Below are 20,808 nucleotides of genomic sequence, written 5' to 3' on the forward strand. Positions count from 1 at the left end.
CTGACGCAGACGCAGCCAAACACCATGCAGACCTACCCTGCTGGCCACTCGTGGTTTATGGCGCGGTCGAAGATGTCCGCCATAGCAACGTAGTTGGGTACAGTGATAATCCAGCCCGCGTCCAGAATGGGGCGCTTGAACAGTTCGACTTTGGCGGTAAAACGCCAATGACTTACGCCGACCAAATTCGGCCCATCGTAAATATCAATGAAGCGGGCTCGGTGATAATCAAAGCCTAGTGGCGTCTTAAGTGGGCATTGAAACCATAAACTGCCCGAAAGCAGGATGTGCTCGAACCATCCCTCAAACAGCTGCGCTTCTGTGTCATTCAGAAGCCACGTGACTGTCGCCACGGTGGGGACTGATGTGAATCGACGCCACTGCCTGGCTCGCCCACTCTGCAGATCAGAGCGAGCAATCGGGCTCACGGATTGAAAGCCATAACCTTCGCGCTGCGGCAGGGGCAGAAACTTCGGAGACTCAATCATTTGCTGCCTCTATGGACCGATAAATGCTTCATTCCGGGGCGCTGTTGTCATAGAGGTACACCCGCGCGTCGTAGGGCATGCCTTCCACCGCGACGCTTCCGCTGCCTGATGGATTCACGACGGTGACCAGTGTGGGGTAACTCCACCGATTAACCGGGCCGAATAGGAGGTGCGGTGGCTCCGGATCCCAGGCGGTATCGGGATCAAAATCCAGGCTGCTCACGCTCACCCGGTATTCATCCACGTAGGTCGCCGGCCACGAACCGGAGAGCTTTCCGTCCTGCTTGCGCAAGGCGACCACCTGCGCCCCGCTGGCCGACCAATCGAAGGGCTCGGTGCTGGCCACGATCACCGATGATGCCGCACCTAAGTTCACCGGCTGCCTGAAGCGCTTCGAAACAGAATGGCTGACCACCAAGACCTACGCCGCCAGCACCCTGAAGGAAATCAAATTCAAACTGGCACGGTACCGCGAGGACCTGGGTCACCTGATGATGGGCCAACTGGATGTGCTGACAGTAGCGGAGTACCTGGATGGTTTCGATAACAACGCCTACACCAAGCACCGGGGCCTGCTGGTCCAGGTATTCGCGTTTGCCGTGGCCAAGGGTTTGTGCGATCGCAACTGCGCAGAGCTGACCCTGGTAAAGAAGGAAGCCGAGAAGAAGCGCCAGCGGCACACCGTCGAGGGTCTGAACAAGATTTTGGAATACGTGGAGACGCCGGTCTGGCTGAAGCGCGCGATTCGACTGGGGTTGCTGAGTCTTCAGCGCCGGGAGGATATCGTGATGTGGCCGAAATCGGCCGTGGACCTCGAGCTGAACACCATCAAGGTGTCGCCCGGGAAGACGCAGAACTATGGGAAACCTGTGCACCTGGAGATTGTCATGGGGCAGGCCCCGCGGGAGGTGGTGCTGGAGTGCGTGAGATCGCCGGTCGTCTGCCCGCACCTGATTCACTACTCGCCAAAGGCGCGCAAGCGGACCCAGCTGGACGCCAAGCTACACTGGAACGCAGTGACGGCGGACTATCTGACCAAGCCTTTCGCCCAGGCGCGGGACGATTCGAAGGCTTATGAGGAAATGCCGGCCGGTGAGCGCCCAACCTTCCACGAGATTCACGCGCTTGGTGCCTGGCTGTATGAGCAACAGGGTTTCGAGCAGGAATACATTCAGGCTCTGATGGGGCACGCTGACGTGAAGATGACCGAACATTACCAGGCGGGACTCGGTGATGATGAAGTGGTTTACATGAAGGTGAAAGCCGACCTGAAGGTGTAGCGCAGTGGTCGTTTGCCCAAAATATTCCCAAAGTTTGGGACGCGATTTGAGGGAAATCTCCTACTTTTTCGTGATTTTATCAACGCAATACCCAGCACCTGCCCAATCGTCCTGAGGCATGCCCAAGCTCCATCAGCCCATTCCTGATAAACTCCCTCACCTCCCAGCCTCACCGATTCCAGATCCCTCATGTCCGTAACCACCGCCACACCCGCCCCACTCTCCCGCCGTTTCTCCGTCGCGCCGATGATGGACTGGACTGACTAAAATAATATTCCTTTATATTTCAGCACTATAAAAACTAAACAATCCTTGCTGTAGCAAAAATTAAGCAGTGAAAAAGACAGAAATAGCCCAGAAAGAGCTATTTTTTACACGAAAGTCTGTCCAATCCATGACATTCCGGACTGACATCCCAGACATGACGCTAAGAGACTGTTGGCGCCGACGCTGAATTGACCAGTTACCGAGATGCCACTGATCCTGCCTGATTCCTCGCGAACCATTTCCTGAGCTGGATTTCTGCCAATTGGAGTTGGGTCAGTCTTGCGTCGGCACGTGGGTCAATTCGGCGTCGGCGCCAACTATTAGTACTCCCGAACCATGGTCAAACCTCGCTCATCTTATGTAAGATCTGACGCATCATTGCGCCACTAAGCTCAGCGACGCGTAATCAAGGAGTGAGCATGCACAGGATCGACCATGGCCGCGAACAGTAACTTCTCCTTTCTTCAGGAACACGACCCTGTTTTCCTGCAACTGGCGACCACGGCCGAACAGATCTTTGCCAGCGATCCCAACACGACCCTGATAAAGCTGCGCCAGCTGGGCGAGGCTTTGGCTCAAGACCTGGCCAGCCGCGCCGGTATAGAGTTCGATGCCACCACCAAGCAGACCGACCTGCTCTACAAATTAAGCCGGGATATCCAGCTCGATCAAAAAATCCGCAGTCTGTTCCACACGCTGCGCACCGAAGGCAACAAAGCCACTCACCAATTTCGTACTCAGCATCGTGAAGCATTGGACGGGCTGAGGGTCGCCCGCGCCTTGACCATTTGGTACCACCAGTCGTTCGGCAAGCAAGGTGATAAGTTCAGCCCCGGCCCCTTTGTAAATCCGGAAGACCCCAGCACTCCGCTGCGCGACCTACAAAACCAGATTGAGCAGCTGAAAGCTCAATTGAGTGAGTCGAGTGAGCAACTAGAAAACAACCAGCAACTGGCTGAGCTGATAAAGCGTGAAGCTGAAGAATACGCCGTTCTCGCTGAGCAAATGGGTGCTGAATCAAGCCTCCACAAGCAGCAAGCCAAACAGCATGAAGCCGAACTGGAAAGGTTGCGCAGTGAGCACGAGCAAAGCATCAAAGCACTGCAAGTTCAGCTGCTAACCCAGCCACAGGCCTCATCACAGGTCATGCACCGCACAATGCGGGCGACCCAAAAATTTGACTTGAGCGAAGACCTCACCCGGATCCTCATTGACCAGCAGTTGGTCAATGCTGGCTGGGACGCGGACTCCCTCGATCTGACATACAAAAAAGGCGCCCGCCCCGAAAAGGGAAAAAACAAAGCTATCGCCGAATGGCCCACCAGCATTCCAAACGCCGATGCCGACTATGTCCTGTTTGCAGGCCTGACGCCGGTAGCCATCGTTGAAGCCAAGCGTAAACGCATCAATGTTGCAGACCGCATTCCACAGGCTGCGCGTTATTCGCGCGAATACAGGTTCGCCCCGGACCAGCTGAAACCATGGCTGGAGGCCGGTCACCCTGCTGCCTGGAATGATGGTGAAGGCAAAACCTTCCAGGTGCCCTTCGCCTTCGCCTGCAATGGTCGCCCTTACATCAAGCAACTCGCCGAACAATCCGGCACCTGGTTCCGAGACCTGCGCAGCCCGGCCAACACAGCCCGGCCGCTGCAAGACTTCCATAAACCCGAAGACTTGCGCGACCTGCTCAAGCGCAGCCGTGCCGAGGCCGAAGCCAAGCTCAAAGAAGAAGGCTTCGCCTATCTGAAGTTGCGCGATTACCAGGAAAAGGCGATCCATGCCGTTGAACAAGCCTTGGCCAACAACCAACGCGACTGCCTGCTGGCGATGGCCACTGGCACAGGCAAAACCCGCACTATCATTGGCTTGATGTACCGCTTCCTGAAAACCGAACGCTTCAAGCGCATTCTGTTTCTGGTCGATCGCAGCGCCCTCGGTCAGCAAGCGATCGACTCGTTCAACGACACCACCCTTGAGCAAAACCACACGCTCGCGCAGATCTACGACATCAAAGAGCTGGGCGACATGGCCGCCGAAGCGGAAACCCGCATCCAGGTGGCTACCGTACAGGCCATGGTCAGCCGGATTTTCCGCTCCGACACGCCACCTTCAGTCGGCGAGTTCGACTGCATCATCGTCGACGAAGCCCACCGTGGTTACACCCTTGATCAGGAAATGAGCGAGGGCGAACTGGCCGTCCGCGATCACAATCAGTACCTCTCGCAGTACCGCCGCGTACTGGATTATTTCGATGCGTGCAAAGTCGGCCTGACTGCGACCCCGGCCAAACACACCAGCGAGATTTTCGGCAAACCCGTGTTCACCTACAGCTATCGCGAAGCTGTGGCAGACGACTGGCTGATCGACCATGAACCGCCGATCCGTTACGAGACGCAACTGAGCAAACACGGCATCCGTTTTGAAAAGGGAGAATCGGTCAGCGTCATCGATACACAGACCGGCGAAGTCGATGTCGCCGAGCTGGAGGACGAACTCAACTTCAACATCGAGTCGTTCAACCGCCGGGTGATCACCCCTGCTTTTGACAAAGTGATTTGCGATGCCCTGGCCAATGAGCTGGACCCTTTTGGCGAAGAAAAAACCATGATCTTCTGCGTCAACCAGGCCCATGCCGAGCGGGTAAAAAACCTGCTCAATGAAGCCTTCAAAGACGCTTACGGCGAGCAATACAACCAGGCAACGGTGCAGATCATCACCGGCCAAAGCGACAAGGTCGAACAGCTGATTCGCAAATACAAAAACGAACCGCACCCCAGCATTGCAATCACCGTCGACCTGCTGACCACCGGCATCGACGTGCCAAAAATCTGCAATCTGGTGTTTATGCGCCGGGTACGCTCACGCATCCTCTATGAGCAGATGAAAGGCCGCGCCACCCGCCGTTGCGACGACATCGGCAAAACGGTATTCCGCATTTACGACCCGGTCGACCTCTACGCCAGCCTGGAAGCCGTCGACACCATGAAGCCGCTGGTGAAAAACCCCAACGTATCCCTGGAGCAATTGGTCAGCGAACTCACCAGCGATGCCAGTCATGACGCTCCCGGTAATCAGGAAGACAGCAGCCACGCCCATGACGTGCTCGACGTACTCAGCCAGCGCATCATGCGGATTTTGCGCAAGGCCGATCACAAAGCTGAAACCAAGCCCCCGCTGAAGAAGAAGCTTGAGGAACTGGAGGACATGTGGGGCGTGGAACCGGCAAAACTGCACAAACATCTGCATGAGCTGGGGCCAAGGCAGGCGGCCGAGTTCATTCGCGAACATAGCCAACTGCTGACCCAATTGAATGCCGTCAGCACCCTGCTGGGCTCGGAAAACTATCCGATCATTTCCACCCACAGCGACGAACTGCTCCTGCGTGAGCAAAGCTACGGCGCCTATCAAAAGCCCCAGGATTACCTCGAAAGCTTCCACGACTTCGTCCACAGCCAACTCAACCAATCCACAGCCTTGGGCGTAGTCGTCAATCGCCCCAAAGACCTCACCCGCGAACAATTGCGCACTGTGCGCTTGCTGCTGGATCAGCATGGTTTCAGCGAAGTCAGCCTCAAAAGCGCCTGGCGCAACCAGACCAACCAGGAAATCGCTGCCAGCATCATTGGCTTTATCCGCCAGGCCGCGATAGGCGAAGCCCTTCTGCCCTTCGACCAACGCGTGGCCAACGCCATGCAAAAAATTTACGCCCTTGAGCCGTGGACGTCCGTACAACGCAAGTGGCTTGATCGCCTGGCCAAACAATTGGTGCACGAGGTGGTCATTGACCCGCAACAAGTCAACGATGCCTTCCAGAACGATGGCGGCCTCAAGAGCTTGAACCGTCACCTGGGCGGCAACCTGGATAAGGTATTGGGAGCCTTGAATGACAACCTGTGGCCTGCGGTCGGCTGAGCCCATTGACAGCGACCGGGCGAAAACACCTAGACTGTCCTCAGTCCCAGGACAAAGGACAGTTGCTAGCTGAGGTGATATGAAGAGTCAAGACGTACTGTTGCTGATCAAACTGATTTGCCTGGAGCAGCGCGAGCGCCAGCAGCAGCAACTCGACAGTGAAACAGCAGAACTGCTCAAGCTCAGCGACACCGCCGAGCAATGGCAAGGCTGGGAAGACCACACCGAACAAGACCCGCCCGTGCACCAGGAAAGCTACTCCGTGCGCGCCCTGCAAGCCTCACTGGGCATCAGCAAAACCGAAGTTGCCTCTGCACTCAAACGCTGCCAGCAAATTGGACTGTTACGCCTGGAGCCAAGCACCCTGCTGCCTCGGGTCAACAGCAAAGCGCTGTTGGGGTTTATTGAGCACGGCTTGCGCTATGTGTTTCCGGTCAAGCCCGCCGAACTGGTCCGCGGCATCCCCACCAGTTTTTCCGCCCCCGTGTTGCAGGGCAAATTGATGAGCGGCGGCGACCTGATTCACGTCTGGCCAGACGCCTATGGCACGCGCAAAGGGCAATCCATCACGCCCCTGTTCAAGACAGTGCCCGGTGCCGTCAAGAAAGACCCGCGCCTATATGAATACCTGGCGCTGATCGATGCCGTGCGCCTGGGCAATGCTCGGGAAGCCAATCTGGCGAACAAACTGCTACGTGAGAAAATTCTTTAACCATGAGCCGCGCACAAAACATTCAGATGCTCGAAGTCGTCGCCGAGGCGCTCGGCGAAGACCTCTGCCAGGAGGTCGCTTTCGTCGGCGGTTGCACGACCGCCTTGCTGCTGACCGACGAATTCACCCTGGAAGAAGTGCGCTACACCGACGATGTCGATCTGGTGGTGCACCTGACAGGCTATGCCCAATGGCAAACGCTGGTGGCACAACTCAAGCAAAAAGGCTTCACGCAATCGCCGCAGGACGAGGTCATTTGCCGCCTGCGACTGGGCGAGTTGAAAGTCGACTTCATGCCCGAAGATGCCGAAACCGCCAACCTGCTGGGCTGCAACAACCGCTGGTTCAGCGACGGCCTGGCCAACGCGCAATGGCATCAGTTGCCAAGTGGCCGCCGCATTCGCCTGTTCAGCCCGCCCTACTTTCTCGGCAGCAAACTGGAAGCCTACGCCGGTCGCGGCGCGCAGAACCCACTGGGCAGCCAGGACCTTGAGGACATTCTCAATCTGGTCAACGGCCGGGAGGAACTGCTGGCCGAAGTAAAATCTGCCGCCCGAGAACTTCGCATCTACCTGAACCAAACACTGGCAGGCCTGCTGTGCATCAATGACTTCGGTTATCTGGTGCAAGATGCTGCACGCGGGGATAGCGACCGTGAGCAGATCATCTGGCAGCGCCTACACTACATCATCCAGGTAACCGCCTGAATGCACGCGACCGTCAAATGGCAGACCCAGGCCGGTAGTCACACAGCGGACAATCGCGATGCCTTCGCCCATACCGCGCAGGCAAACGCCCGCCTTTACCTGATCGCCGATGGCAGCAGCAGTCACCCGCGCAGCGGTGAATTGGCTCATGCCTTGCTGAATGATCTGACCCAGGGTTTTGGCCAGTTACCGACGCAAGAACTGGACGCCGAGCAACTGGCCAGCGCACTCCAGCAGATCATCACCGCCAGACATCAAACACTGCGGAGCGATTTCCCCCTGGCCGCCTGCAGTTATCTACTGCTTTGCCTGCTCCCCGATGCGGCATTCACGATTCACGAAGGCGACTGCTGCCTGGGCTTCATTGATCTGGACAGTGAAATCAACTGGCTCAGTACTGTACATTGCGCACCCAACTGGCAGGGTGATCTCACCCTCGCACAGATTGCTCGGGACTCAACACGCCACAGCCTGACCCGCTGCTTCAGCGCCCGGCGCGAGAGCAACCCTGAGATCAACTTTTGGCCTGCCCGCCCGAACCAACACTGGTTACTGGCGAGCGATGGCTTCTGGGCCGGCTTATGCACCCAGACCCAACAAACATTTCTGCGAGACGGCCACTTGCCCGCCCCGCCCACCGATGACGACATCAGCTGCCTGAGCGTCATCCCCAGCCCCATTTTTTTAGAGCGCGCCCCATGACCAACAGCGACATCGTCCAGAAGCTCTGGAACCTTTGCGACGTCCTCCGTGACGACGGCATCAACTACAGCGATTACGTCACCGAACTGGTGCTGCTGCTGTTCATCAAGATGGAATTCGAACAGGTCCAGAACAACGACAGCTTCAGCCACAAGCTGCCCGAAGGCGCGCGCTGGCCGGACCTGAACGGCAAGTCCGGTCTCAACCTGCTCAACCACTACCGGCAGATGCTCCTCGACCTGGGTCAAAACGCCGACCCGTTGATCGCCGCCATCTACGCCGATGCCCAGACGCGCCTGAAAGAGCCGCGCCACCTGGAACAACTGATCAAAAGCCTCGACGGCATCGACTGGTTCAGCGCCCGCCGCGATGGCCTCGGCGATCTGTATGAAGGCCTGCTGGAAAAGAACGCCAGCGAAACCAAATCCGGTGCGGGCCAGTACTTCACCCCGCGTCCGTTGATCGACAGCATCATCAACTGCATCAAGCCCCAGCCGGGCGAAGTCATTCAGGACCCGGCCGCCGGCACCGCAGGCTTCCTGATTGCCGCAGATGCCTACATCAAAAGCCAGACCGACGATCACTACGACCTCGACGAAAAGGCCCGCAGTTTCCAGCGCAACCGCGCCTTTGTCGGCGTAGAACTGGTGCCGGGCACCCGTCGCCTGGCATTGATGAACACCCTGCTGCACGGCATGGAAGGCGACGAAGAAGGCGTGGTGCACCTGGGCAACGCCCTCGGCCAAACCGGCGCCAACCTGCCGAAAGTCGACGTGATTCTCTCCAACCCACCGTTCGGCACCGCCAAGGGCGGCGGCGGCCCGACCCGTGACGACCTCACCTACAAGACCAGCAACAAGCAACTGGCCTTCCTGCAGCACATCTATCGCGGCCTCAAACCCGGTGGCCGCGCCGCTGTGGTGCTGCCAGACAACGTACTGTTCGAAGCCGGCGTCGGCACCGACGTACGTCGCGACCTGATGGACAAGTGCAACCTGCACACTATCCTGCGCCTGCCGACCGGGATCTTTTATGCCCAAGGCGTGAAGACCAACGTGCTGTTTTTCCAGAAAGGCACTGTTGAAAATCCGCGTCAGGATCAGGGCTGCACCCAGCGCGTTTGGGTCTATGACTTGCGCAGCAACATGCCGAGTTTCGGTAAGCGCACGCCGTTTGGTGCCACGCACCTCAAGCCTTTCGAAGAGGCGTACGGGGTCGATGCCAATGGCAACAGCCCGCGTGCGGAGAATGTCGAGGGGATTGCTGAGCTCAGCCGCTTCCGGGTGTTTACTCGCGATGACATTGGGCAGCGTGGAGACTCGCTGGATATCAGTTGGTTGAAGGATGCGGACAGTCTGGATGCCAACGACTTGCCGGCACCGGAGGTGTTGGCGGGTGAGGCGATGGCTGAGCTGACTGAGGCGTTGCATGAGTTGGAAGAGTTGATGAAAGCGCTGGGGGCTGGGGATGAAGTGGCGGCGCAGAAGCAGTTGATGGCTGAGGTGATGGGGTTGGTGGTGGCTCGGGAGAATGGGGATGAGTGAATTGCCGCAAGGATGGGAAGTTGCTGCCTTAGGGGATGTATGTACCCAGCCTATACAACGAGCCCCCGGCGATGATGAAGAGTTTATTTACATCGATATCGCAAGCATTGACCGAACACTGAAAACCGTATCGGAGCCACAACATTTGCTAGGAGCTGGAGCTCCAAGCCGGGCCCGAAAAATGGTCAACACAGGCGATGTTATCGTTTCGATGACACGGCCGAATCTTAACGCTGTAGCCTTAATTCACGAACAACATAACAACTGCATTGCTTCAACCGGGTTCGATGTTTTGAAGCCAGTTGAGGTCGAACCGAGATGGATTTTTGCTGCTGTACGGTCAGCACATTTTGTCGAAGCCATGTGCGAAAAAGTCCAAGGTGCGCTATATCCGGCTGTGAATAGTGCTGATATTCGTAAATACAAAATACCTATCCCATCCCGTGCAGAACAAACCCGTATAGCCCAAAAGCTTGATGAGCTGCTAAGCCAGGTCGACACACTCAAAGTCCGCATCGATGCCATACCCGCCCTACTCAAACGTTTCCGGCAATCTATTCTCGACGCCGCGGTATCTGGGCGGCTGACAGATGAGTGGCGCGAGATCAGTATGCCCGCTCCCTGGAGCAGTAACACATTAGGTGAGCTCTCAAAGCGACTACATCAAGGAGTCAATACATCCGCTGAGAAAATTGAATACTCTGAAACAGGATTTCCAATACTGCAGGCTAAGCATATAACTTCTGGGGAAGTGCTTTTTCACGATGCACGGTTCGTCAACTCCAATCTCTTTGAACAATACAGAGACAAGTACTGTCCTCCTCAAGGTTCAATTCTGTTTACAAACATTGGAACCATCGGCAGGTCAGTTGTTATAAAGGAAGCGACCGACTACTTGATTGCCTGGAATATTTTTCTTATCAGGCCTTCCGACACGATTTCAGCTGACTTCCTACGCATGTATCTTGAGCTCTTGAGGCACCAAGGTTATTACGAAAGTCTTTATCGTGGCGGGGCTACCCAGTTTGTTAACAAGCAGCAACTTTCAGCTATTGATGTTCCGCTCCCCTCTCTTGATGAACAAGCCGAAATCGTCCGTCGCGTAGAACAACTCTTCGCCTTCGCCGACCAACTGGAAGCCAAAGTCGCCTCGGCCAAAACCCGTATCGACCTCTTGACCCAAAGCATCCTGGCCAAAGCCTTCCGCGGTGAACTGGTGCCCCAAGACCCGAACGACGAACCCGCCAACGTGCTGCTGGAGCGCATCAAAGCCCAACGCGTTGCTACTTCCAAGGACAAACGCGGAAGGAAAAACGCCTGATGCCGCAGCGTGTCGACCACATAAGCCAAAGCTTATTCTCGAGCATTCCTATGCTTAGGCCTTCGGGGCAGCTTGCGACTGCCCATTCACAGCAATCTGATTCCTCTCGCCTAGTCTGCGAGCTCTTGAGTTATTCGATAATGCGCAGCAAAACAATCAGATCAATCAAGCCTCGGTCAGTTATAAGTGGAGCAGGTAAGCCGAAATGAAGCTTCTGCACTTCGAACTAATTGGTCAGTACAAGGGACTGGCTAATCAGCGGTTTGACTTTTCTGATGCCCCAGGAAAAATAATCGCACTTATTGGTTTGAATGGGTCAGGCAAGTCGCAGCTGATGGAGCTCATCGCAGAAGTCTTTGCCTATCTGGAGCGAAGGAAGCGAACAGACTTTCGCGTTCGAAAAATCCTAAATTATCGCTTCAATCTGAGCTATGAGTGGTCAGACGATGACCATGATAGAGAACGACTAAAACGCTATACGGTACAACTTGAAGCTAACCAGTCAATTTTGGTCAGCCGCAGTGTTTTCATATCTGCAGTCGCCAATGATTTAAATGACGTTACAGCGCAATGGTCACATGGGGAAGACTGCGTACTCGCGGAGCTGCCTTTACCTCGTTTGATAGGTTATGCCTCCGGTTTAAACGAGAACCTCCAACGCTCCTTCATGCGCAATGCCTTACAGTACTTTGACGTAATGAGCACTAGGTCTCGACGTCGTATCGAGTTGGCGCAACCTAATGTCGATGCGGTCGTTTACGAACAGATCAACTATAAGTACAGAAGGCGTTTTCCAGGTATATTCGGTGCTCCATCGACGAGCGACTTGGATGATCCACTGCGCACGCGAGAAGCTGACACGCCACTACCAAGCTCACTTTTTCTAGACTACGACTGCACCAATTTGGTGGTTACGGCCCTTGGGTTATTAAGTGATGCCGAGCGCGACCTGCTGTGGCCAGAGATCCGAATGAAGCATCCTCGCAAAGTAGTTCTGCATTACGATTTGCGGCGCGTCCCTGTTGAGCAAGACAGCATCGAAGATCTCAAACAGCTAGTACGCGCAGTGGGGGACGGGAGCATACGAGGTCTATCGACCCGGACTACAGATGAACAGTATGAGCTGTACGAACTCGATTATCTGCGCGCCGAAATCACGATCGATTTCATGATCCCTAATGTCGTCGAGCAGCTAAGAGAAACATATCGTGATCCCGCCCGATTATTCTGGAAACTCTACAAGTTGCAATTGTTAGGCGTTGGGCAATGGTCGCCCAATATACGAAAAGTACTTCGGGATGACGCTTTAGACGAACATGTCAAAAAACCGCTTAAGGGTAAGCTGCCGCTTACTGTGGTCGAGCTGGAGCTGTCTGATGGAGAGCACTTTGCACCAATCGACGATTTGAGTGACGGAGAAGCTCAGCTGCTCCATACGATTGGTGCGGTAAGGCTTTTTGGCGACGCCGAATCATTATTCATATTCGACGAACCCGAAACGCATCTAAACCCGAGCTGGCGCACCCGTTATCACTTGGGGTTTGAGCAGGCAGGTCGCGGGCTAGTTACCTCGCAAGCGTTGATTTCAACACACTCACCATTCTTGATTTCGTCCTTGCATCGCGAGGCTGTCTATCGATTCGAGAGGATTGATGGCCAGTCAGCCATGGCCTCGCCATCCAGCGAAACCTTTGGGGCTTCGTTTGAAGTCCTAATTAAGAAATTCTTCGGCCTCCGATCTGCGATATCACAAACAGCAGTTGATGAAATTCGCAGCCACCTTAATGACGTAAATATGGATAACGCTCACAAGCGACAATGGATCGAAGAGCAGCTTGGCGAGTCGATGGAGCGCGCCTATTTACTACAGCGCTTGGAGGTCTGATGTTACTTCCCGTAAGAGCAGGCCTTGCCCCGAGCGCTGTATTTAGAGGCCTAAACGCACTTGTGCGTGAAGTGTTCCTTGCTAGTTGTTCCGGGCGAACCATCGATGAATCAACCCTCCCCTATGGGCTTTGGAGTGCAGTTCAAGCAAATCCCGCTACGGATGCTCGTTTTCAGGCACTCGCAGTCACTATTAGAGCTCTTGATGATGAGGGCAGGTATCAGCTCTATCTTGGGATCCGCACGGCGTCTAGCGTGAGGCAACTCTTCACAGATCCCATTGCCGCGACACAGGAGATTCCAGAGGCAGTAAATGCCGAGCTGAAGAACCTGACTACACATCTATTCAAAAGTAGCTCTACGCTTGCCGGAATCACGCAGGCTTGCGGAGAAACTGTCAAGGATCACTACAACCGTTACAGCGCTATTCATCCGCCGGGCAATGGCAATGTCTGTGGTATATGCGCGACAGAGTATCTCGCGCAACGACGGAGTGGAGTCGCTGAAAACGACCAATGGCGGGCACCATATGACCATTTATTGGCGAAGGAAAAATACCCGCAATTTGGGATCGACCCCGACAACCTGATGCCTATTTGTAACACGTGTAATTCAAAAGCCAAACTCGCTAAAGACCTTTTGAACAATTTAGCCGGACAGCGGCGTATGTGCTTCGACCCTTGGACTGAAAATTTTCAAGGACAAGTAAATCTACAGATCGATTTCCAAGATACCTTGCCAATAGTTACTTGGGTTATGTCACCTCAACCACTTACAAATCAAAGCAAACTGACGACTTGGGATGAGGTTTATCGAGTCAAGGAGCGCGTTGAAGGAGAGTTCCGCGCCTTAGAAGAAAAGCTTGCAGAAGATTTAGACTGTAGAGATCTAGCAGCCTTTAAGCATTCCATCACAGCCAAAGCCCATGCGAGGAAGCAATTTGAGAGAAGAACACCATTTAACTACTGGCGCCACTTGCTGTATGAGTCCTTACTTCGATTAGCCGACACGGACCTAGAGAAACTCAGAATTCTTATTCATGCAGCCCTAGACCCAAATGGCGATGCCGCAACAACATATGGCATCTGAGGGCCTGTACCTTGCCGATATTCAACCGCAAAAGAGGTAAAGCACCAGTACACGCGTGAGTTTTTTTCTTATTACGCGTAAACACACTTACCCCCCCAGAGACCACACTACTTTCAGCTAAGTATACCTACGCTAAGCTACGCCCGACTTTACTGGGCTTGCAGCGTTTCCAGGAAACTCATAATCCTTCGGTCTGAAGTTGAAACGTCAGCGGGCTCAATCACATTTCAGCAAGCCGCGCGGTACCGCCTAGTTCCCAGCTGTCAGCTGAAGTCCGGTTTCCTTAAGGCTAGGTATACCTCATCCGGCGCTTGCCCCCAAAAAATGCAAACCCACTTCTAGATGGTGAGAGTGAGGGACTGCCTATATTGTTCTGCATGGCATATAGCAAAAAACAATGCGATAGTTTTTTATGTTCTCTGGAGTAGTTGAGACTTTTCTAGCGGATCATCCATTTCCAAATCTGCTCCGTGTTAGCTAACGAACACTCATCAGACATTTTTTTTGATGGACTTCCCACGCGTCTCCGCCAACACTCGGTGCCGCGATGTGATAACAAAGGAGCGCAAACAGATGGGATCCTCGATTACCTGGCTTGACCATGACGGTGCCGCCCGCGACCGAAGTCTTCGTTTGCTGAGTTTTTTTAAAGCTCCTGAGTCAAGAGATGAGCTCGGCATCGGCAGTGTGCGTGACGCCATCTCGGATCAACTTTTTCCAGGTACCTCAACGATTCACACTCGGCTCCGCTATTTCTTTTTCATACCTTGGCTTTACATCGAGATCGAGGTCAAAGGTACGACCGCGTCTCGCTTCCCTGCCGCTGGCCGAGAGGCCGAAATTCGCCTAATGGCTTACCTCGACAAGAATGAGCCTTCGGACGCTTGGGGTATTGCAGGTCGTAGATCCCGGAGCGAACTTAAGCGCCTTCCTAGCTCTGTGTATTGGGCCGCGCTGGGCAACTGGGGCTTTCGGACTCATTCTGGTAGCCAGCAGCAACACTTTTCTATGGCCGAACGTTTGAAGGCCACTCAGACTACGCGATCCAGACGTATCGAAATTGAGTATGAATCAGGGGAACAACGAGGACTCTGGCATCCAGAGTTAAAGAAACTCATGCCTAAAGACTTCCCTGAAAATGCGCATTTAGCACTGACACGCCTGGAATCAGAGTTTTTGCTTGATCGTTGGCGTCAGTTACACCCCGACTCACTGTTGACTTGGCTGGCCGTGAACAGCTCACCCCAAGACAACTTCAAGGAAGTGAACACCATTTGGGAACACCCAAAATTCGCTGAATTTCCAGGTCGATACAAAACGCTGCTCAAACATTGCCGCCGATTTGATGCACTGATCCAAGGCGCTGCGCGTCTCTACAACCTCCAACTGGCAAGACTGGAACAACGGGAAGATCTGATCAAAAAGCATGGCGATGCACTGATCGAGTGGGAGACTTCAGAGGTACACCTCCTTGAGGGTTGGAGTCTTGCTGAGTTTTGGATTTCTGTAGGTAGAAATGGCTACATGGTCCCCATCAGGACTCAAGAATTTGTGACGCGCTGGTTTGCTTTGGTCATGAAAAAACAAAGTGGTCTTGGGAGCTATAAGCCCGCACTTGACCTCATTGAACGAAGAGAGCGTGAGCTAAAGGGTGGACGCTCCAGATTCAGCAACAAAGCTGCGCGTACGTCTTGGGGCGGCGAGGCAGGCCTGAATAGGCTCAATTTTCGATGGTCGATTGCACAAAGCATGCTGGGAGAATGGCATGAAGGGATGAAGCGCAAATGATCAACCAAGACCAGCGCAGCATGTTAGTCGATGCCTTGACCCCTCCTCCGGATCACACTTTCGAGACCGGCATAGTTACGTCATTTTCCCTTGATCTGGTGACGTTGCTTAGCGTACCTCTCAATCTTTGCTGGCTCGCAAATCCAAAAACTCCTACTGCAGATATCGATCCGCTTGCGACGCTTGAAGGAATGCGTAGGACCGCGTCGAAACTTACGGTTTTTTGCCAACCCGGGCGGCTCCAACCACCGCGAATTGTCAGCCCTTTGTTCGTATTGCTGGAAGACATGGTCTATGAGGCTAGAGCGCCCCACGGAGGAGCTTTCCATCCTAAGGTTTGGCTGTTGAAATTCAAATCCAATGTGATTGGCAGGCCGGCTGTGCTGCGGCTTTTGGTGTTGTCTCGAAATCTAACGGACGATGCATCATGGGACCTCTCATTAAGATTGGATGGGCATGTCAGCAAGAAGCGAAACAGCCAGAACAAACCTTTGGTTAACTTCATTGCTAGCCTGAGCGAGCTGTCCATTCGGAAGTTAGCTACAGCCCGAATTGATAAATTACAGAGCCTCGCAAACGATGCCCACTACGCGGAATGGGAGCTACCAGGTGATTTTGAAAGCCTTAATTTCCACGCATTGGGGTTGGGCAAAAAACCTGCGAAGTGGATTCCATGCCCGACCATAAATGAGCGCTGGGATGAGCTGGGAGTAATTTCGCCTTTCATCACTGCTGAGGCGATTAAGGCCCTAACAGAAAGCACTTACTCCGCTACCTTTTTGATATCCAGACCCGAGGAGCTGGATCGACTACCCGAAAAAAACTCAACTTACTTTGGTGAGGACTGGGTGYTAAATGACCAAGTGGACTCACCTGAAGATACTGACGAGCTCCCAGGTCGGCAGCAAGGGCTACATGCGAAATTGTTCGTTGGCAGGAAAGCGTGGAATACGCATATGTTTCTAGGATCCGCTAACGCAACCTCTGCGGCCCTGCTAGCCGGCCAGAACGTCGAGTTCATGGTGGAGCTGATTGGACGCCACAGTAGAGTCGGAGTCCCCTCGAACTGGACTTCTGATGTGGGCATAGGCGACATCATCTGCCGCTATCAGCGCTCACCCGTTATTGAATCTGATGAAGCTGAGCAGACTCGCGCCTATCTGGACAAGCTGCGTCAACTTATCAGCAGTGCGGAGTTGCATCTGACCTGTACTCAACAGGAGGATGATTGGGTCTTGTGGCTGGCCGGGGTCGAGAAAGTTGACTTTGGACAGGTCGAGGTGAGTTGCTGGCCAATATCAATCAATCAAGCAAGAGCGATATCGTTATCATCGTCAGAACGCCTTCCAGCGATGAGACTTGGGAATTTTTCACTTGAGGATTTGACATCGTTTCTGGCCTTCAACCTTAAGCTTGACGGTCAGCAGCAAAGTTTTGCTTTGAATCTGGTGATGCACAACGCCCCTCCTAACCGAGACATAGAAGTGCTTCGGACAGCGCTAAAGAAGCCTGGTGCCTTCATCCGATACCTACTTCTACTGCTCGGTGATTGGGACCCAGGTTCGCGTACGTACGATGGTGAAGCTGGCTCCCAATGGCAAATTTCTCCAACAGCCGGCGATGCCCCCCTTTTTGAAATGCTGGCCAGGGCATTCGCTCGCGAGCCAGAAAGGCTCACTTTTATCGCTGAGCTCATGCGACGCCTGCGCAGGGACTTACCCATGGATGTTGAGTCTGCGATACCCAATGACTTCGAAGCACTCTGGAAACCGTTTGAGCAAGCCTTGGCGCAAAAAAGGAAGCGTAAAGCATGACTTCGTTCTCATCAGATCTAGTCCTTGCTCAGCTCAAAGACTTTCAACGAACGACCGTTAACTACGCTTTTCATCACCTTTTCGACTCACCGCACCCCACTCGACGCTTCCTTGTGGCGGATGAGGTCGGCCTTGGTAAAACGCTGGTTGCCAAAGGCCTCATCGCACGGGTAGTGGAAAGGCTCCAAGTGCAATCTGAGCGGATTGACATCATCTACGTCTGCTCCAACGCCGACATCGCGGCCCAAAACGTGGCGCGCCTCATGCTGCCAGGCCAACCATCGTTCGCGAGAGCAACAAGACTCACGCTACTGCCTCTAGAAGTTCATCGTCTGCGGGAGCATTCAATCAACTTCATTAGTTTCACCCCCGGAACCACGTTCAACCAAGGAAATCGACCGGGCAGAAAAGACGAGCGTCGGCTGATTTATCAGATGCTAGCCAACCTTCCTGGACTGACCCGCAGAGGGCTTAAAAACGCACTGCAAGGCCAGGCAAAGGAAAGCTGGTTTGCTGATGCAGACATCAAGCTGGAGTACGACACAGCCATAGCAACGACGTTTTGTTCCGCGGTCATTGCTGACAACGCTCTTCATGCATTACTAATTGAGACCGCGCAGTCGTACAGTGATCGTCGCCGAAAAATATCCTCTCAGACCCGTCAAAACTGCCTCCGCTTGATTGGTGAGTTGAGGCGGTGCCTCGCCAAGTCATGCCTCTCCGCACTCAACCCCAACCTGATCATCCTCGACGAGTTTCAAAGGTTTAATGATCTGCTTGCCCCTGCGGACGACAATCCCGCAGCAGAACTCGCTCAGGCGATGTTCAACAGCTCGGTCGGCAAGGTTCTTTTGCTCTCAGCTACGCCTTACAAGATGTACTCTTCGGCCCTAGATGAAGAGGATCACTACGAAGATTTTCTCAAGACTGTTGGCTTCCTGATGGAGGACGATAGGAAGTTGGAACATCTGAAAGATGATTTAGGAGCTTTCAGATCGGCACTACTCAGCGCTCGATCCGCCGAGGACTTCGCACCGGTGACGCGTCTAAAAGCACGAATCGAGTCAGCCCTTCAATCAGTGATGTGTCGCACCGAACGCGTCGGTTTAACCAAGAAGCAGGACGCCATGGTCCAACCAACCCAAATGGTGCCGGCACTGACCTCAGGTGATCTGTTTGATCTGCGAACAGTTGACGCAGTCGCCCGCCGGCTTGATCAACCCGATATTGTCGAGCACTGGAAATCTGCACCTTATCTCGCCAATTTCATGCACGAGTACAATTTTAAGCGAGCATTGAGATCAGACCAGGCCAAAAATGTCTCCGCTGTTGCCGATCTCTTTCAGGCATCACCCGGGACGTTGCTTAACTCAAATGAGATCGAAAAATACCTTCCTGTCGACACCAGAAACGCAAGGCTGCGACTGCTGATGCAGGAAATTGAATCCCAAGGCCTTTGGCGATTGTTATGGATGCCTCCATCACTTCCCTACTGGAAACCTACAGGGGCCTTCAGCGACGTAGAGTCCGCCAGCAAACAGCTCATTTTTTCGGCTTGGAATGTCGTACCAGATGCTATTGCTTCACTAATTTCTTATGAAATCGAACGCCTATTAGTGAAAGCATCATCTCGTCAAGCAAAGTACTCAACGATGCCGAAGAAATTCAGCCCTCACCTGAAGTTTTCCCGCGGGAGAGATGAAAAACCAAGTGGGATGACTACATTGATGTTGGTGTTCCCATCGTTGTCCCTTGTGGAGCTTGTAAGTCCATTGAGTTTGGCCGAAAGCTTTGAAGGCACCAACGGCTACGAGCACCTTCGAGAACGATGTGTCGAATTGATTGCGGGAAAAATGGAGCCCCTCATCTCCAGAAGTATCACTGATGGGCAGCCAGACCGACGCTGGTACTGGGTAGCTCTTGCTCGCTTAGAAAGAACGATGAATCCCACGACAAGAAGCTGGTGTGAATATCAGTGGAGACAGGCCAGAACGCGTGAGAGCGACGATGCAGATGAAGGCCTCAGCGGCTTCCAGTCCCACGTGGACCAGTGGCTTGAAGCTTGGGACGACAAAATCACCGACTTAGGAAAAGTCCCTGAGGATCTGTTTGGTGTGTTGGCGGACATAGCATTGGCCGCGCCGGGTGTGTGCGCACTGCGGTCACTGATAGGGGTACGACGCGAGACATCAGACAGCATTGATACTGAATTTCTGGGCTCTGCTGCCTTAATCGCGGAGGGCCTTCGCCGGCAATTCAATTCTCCTCGAACGATTGCCCTATTGAGCTCACTTGAGGATGAGGACAGCTATTGGAAATTGTCCTTGCAGTACTGCATTGACGGAAACCTTCAATCGCTGCTGGATGAATATTGCCATGTTCTGCTTGAAGCAAAATGCGCTGGCTTCAAAACAGACACACCTGTTCATGGTCCGATCGCCGAAGCAATGTTTGAGGCGATGACTTTGCGTACTTCCACACTCCACCCCGACCTGATCGAAACGAAAAATGGGCGGCTTCAAATTTCACCTCTACCTCAAAGACTACGTAGTCATTTTGCGTTGCGCTTTGGTGCACAAACCGAGGATGTGGGTGCCGTCGCGCGTAAGGAGTCCGTCCAAGCCGCCTTCAACTCTCCTTTTTGGCCGTTCTATTTGGCGTCGACGTCCGTTGGACAGGAAGGGCTCGATTTCCACCCATGGTGTCACACCATTGTCCATTGGAATCTCCCCTCCAACCCCGTTGACATGGAACAACGAGAAGGTCGAGTGCATCGCTACAAGGGATATGCCGTCAGAAAAAACGTCGCTCGTGCGCATCGCTCACAGCTGAACTTTGATGAGATGACTGAGCCCCTATGGGATTCACTTTTTGCCCTAGCTGTCAAAAACAAGAACGCCGGCATTAGTGACATAGTCCCCTACTGGGTTTACGAGATAGAAGGCGGAGCCAAGGTTGAACGTCGGGTCATGTGCATGCCCATGAGCAAAGACCAGACCCGCTATCAACGACTATGCAAAGATTTAGCACTGTACCGCATGGTATTCGCTCAACCACGCCAAGAGGACCTTATGGCTTGCCTTGAGCAGGTGCTAGGGGATGACTTCACAGCCGAGTTGGCCGCGCACTGGCAGATTTGTTTAGCTCCAACTCTTCCATCCAAAAGCACCTCGCTAATCGAGGGACGGGTAGCGTTGAGAGAAGGTAGCTCCTAGATTAGGCAGTCCCCCCCAATACTGTCGACACTGTATTTTTGAAGGTCCGTTCGCAATCCCATTCAGCCCCCATGAGGAAGCTCCG

The 20,808-nt window shown here is 53.8% G+C and carries 14 protein-coding genes; 12 read left to right on the forward strand and 2 right to left on the reverse strand.

Annotated elements, in window-relative coordinates:
• Positions 1-32: 32 nt before the first annotated feature.
• Positions 33-488, reverse strand: coding sequence for a hypothetical protein (locus tag AC1DXW_RS14115; protein WP_477760102.1), 456 nt, complete (start codon positions 486-488; stop codon positions 33-35).
• A gap of 28 nt (positions 489-516) precedes the next feature.
• A complete protein-coding gene (locus AC1DXW_RS14120; protein ID WP_177413246.1) occupies positions 517-780 on the reverse strand; it encodes a hypothetical protein in 264 nt (87 codons plus the stop codon).
• Between AC1DXW_RS14120 and AC1DXW_RS14125 the strand changes: the two genes are divergently transcribed.
• From AC1DXW_RS14125 to AC1DXW_RS14180, 12 genes are all read left to right on the forward strand, one after another.
• The gene (locus tag AC1DXW_RS14125) at positions 773-1,768 is read left to right on the forward strand and encodes a tyrosine-type recombinase/integrase (protein WP_477760103.1); all 996 of its coding nucleotides are present in this window, start codon (positions 773-775) and stop codon (positions 1,766-1,768) included. The two genes, AC1DXW_RS14120 and AC1DXW_RS14125, sit on opposite strands and share 8 nt — an antisense overlap.
• 702 nt (positions 1,769-2,470) lie before the next feature.
• Positions 2,471-5,947, forward strand: a complete 3,477-nt coding sequence (gene hsdR, locus AC1DXW_RS14130; protein ID WP_477760104.1) for a type I restriction-modification system endonuclease — start codon at positions 2,471-2,473, stop codon at positions 5,945-5,947.
• A 79-nt stretch (positions 5,948-6,026) separates the two neighbouring features.
• On the forward strand, positions 6,027-6,659 hold the full coding sequence (locus tag AC1DXW_RS14135; RefSeq protein WP_477756485.1) for a hypothetical protein: 633 nt from the start codon (positions 6,027-6,029) through the stop codon (positions 6,657-6,659).
• 2 nt (positions 6,660-6,661) lie between these two features.
• Positions 6,662-7,366: a hypothetical protein gene (locus AC1DXW_RS14140; protein ID WP_477760105.1), complete on the forward strand. Its 705-nt coding sequence runs from the start codon at positions 6,662-6,664 to the stop codon at positions 7,364-7,366.
• Positions 7,367-8,068 (forward strand): protein phosphatase 2C domain-containing protein, encoded by a 702-nt coding sequence (locus AC1DXW_RS14145; RefSeq protein ID WP_477760106.1) that lies wholly within the window; start codon positions 7,367-7,369, stop codon positions 8,066-8,068. It abuts the gene before it with no gap.
• Positions 8,065-9,612 (forward strand): class I SAM-dependent DNA methyltransferase, encoded by a 1,548-nt coding sequence (locus tag AC1DXW_RS14150; RefSeq protein WP_477760107.1) that lies wholly within the window; start codon positions 8,065-8,067, stop codon positions 9,610-9,612. Before AC1DXW_RS14145 ends, AC1DXW_RS14150 begins: the two co-directional genes overlap by 4 nt.
• Complete coding sequence (locus AC1DXW_RS14155) at positions 9,605-10,933, forward strand: restriction endonuclease subunit S (RefSeq protein ID WP_477760108.1); 1,329 nt, start codon at positions 9,605-9,607, stop codon at positions 10,931-10,933. The genes AC1DXW_RS14150 and AC1DXW_RS14155 overlap by 8 nt, the downstream gene beginning before the upstream one ends.
• 205 nt (positions 10,934-11,138) lie before the next feature.
• Positions 11,139-12,818 carry an AAA family ATPase gene (locus tag AC1DXW_RS14160; RefSeq protein ID WP_477756542.1) on the forward strand — a complete coding sequence of 560 codons (1,680 nt, stop codon included), beginning with the start codon at positions 11,139-11,141 and terminating at the stop codon, positions 12,816-12,818.
• A 62-nt stretch (positions 12,819-12,880) separates the two neighbouring features.
• Complete coding sequence (locus AC1DXW_RS14165) at positions 12,881-13,906, forward strand: hypothetical protein (RefSeq protein ID WP_477760109.1); 1,026 nt, start codon at positions 12,881-12,883, stop codon at positions 13,904-13,906.
• Between the two features lie 573 nt (positions 13,907-14,479).
• Positions 14,480-15,694: a DUF6361 family protein gene (locus tag AC1DXW_RS14170; RefSeq protein ID WP_477760110.1), complete on the forward strand. Its 1,215-nt coding sequence runs from the start codon at positions 14,480-14,482 to the stop codon at positions 15,692-15,694.
• Positions 15,691-17,508, forward strand: coding sequence for a phospholipase D family protein (locus AC1DXW_RS14175; protein WP_477756291.1), 1,818 nt, complete (start codon positions 15,691-15,693; stop codon positions 17,506-17,508). The genes AC1DXW_RS14170 and AC1DXW_RS14175 overlap by 4 nt, the downstream gene beginning before the upstream one ends.
• Positions 17,505-20,723 (forward strand): helicase C-terminal domain-containing protein, encoded by a 3,219-nt coding sequence (locus AC1DXW_RS14180; RefSeq protein WP_477760111.1) that lies wholly within the window; start codon positions 17,505-17,507, stop codon positions 20,721-20,723. The genes AC1DXW_RS14175 and AC1DXW_RS14180 overlap by 4 nt, the downstream gene beginning before the upstream one ends.
• The last annotated feature ends 85 nt before the right edge of the window (positions 20,724-20,808 follow it).

The sequence above is a fragment of the Pseudomonas sp. P4_C4 genome (assembly GCF_056402055.1).

Coding starts and splice junctions, on each gene's coding strand:
- AC1DXW_RS14140 (WP_477760105.1), top strand. CDS start 6,662: ATGAGCCGCGCACAAAACATTCAGATGCTCGAAGTCGTCGCCGAGGCG.
- AC1DXW_RS14180 (WP_477760111.1), top strand. CDS start 17,505: ATGACTTCGTTCTCATCAGATCTAGTCCTTGCTCAGCTCAAAGACTTT.
- AC1DXW_RS14145 (WP_477760106.1), top strand. CDS start 7,367: ATGCACGCGACCGTCAAATGGCAGACCCAGGCCGGTAGTCACACAGCG.
- AC1DXW_RS14160 (WP_477756542.1), top strand. CDS start 11,139: ATGAAGCTTCTGCACTTCGAACTAATTGGTCAGTACAAGGGACTGGCT.
- AC1DXW_RS14135 (WP_477756485.1), top strand. CDS start 6,027: ATGAAGAGTCAAGACGTACTGTTGCTGATCAAACTGATTTGCCTGGAG.
- AC1DXW_RS14170 (WP_477760110.1), top strand. CDS start 14,480: ATGGGATCCTCGATTACCTGGCTTGACCATGACGGTGCCGCCCGCGAC.
- AC1DXW_RS14115 (WP_477760102.1), bottom strand. CDS start 488: ATGATTGAGTCTCCGAAGTTTCTGCCCCTGCCGCAGCGCGAAGGTTAT.
- AC1DXW_RS14150 (WP_477760107.1), top strand. CDS start 8,065: ATGACCAACAGCGACATCGTCCAGAAGCTCTGGAACCTTTGCGACGTC.
- hsdR (WP_477760104.1), top strand. CDS start 2,471: ATGGCCGCGAACAGTAACTTCTCCTTTCTTCAGGAACACGACCCTGTT.
- AC1DXW_RS14155 (WP_477760108.1), top strand. CDS start 9,605: ATGAGTGAATTGCCGCAAGGATGGGAAGTTGCTGCCTTAGGGGATGTA.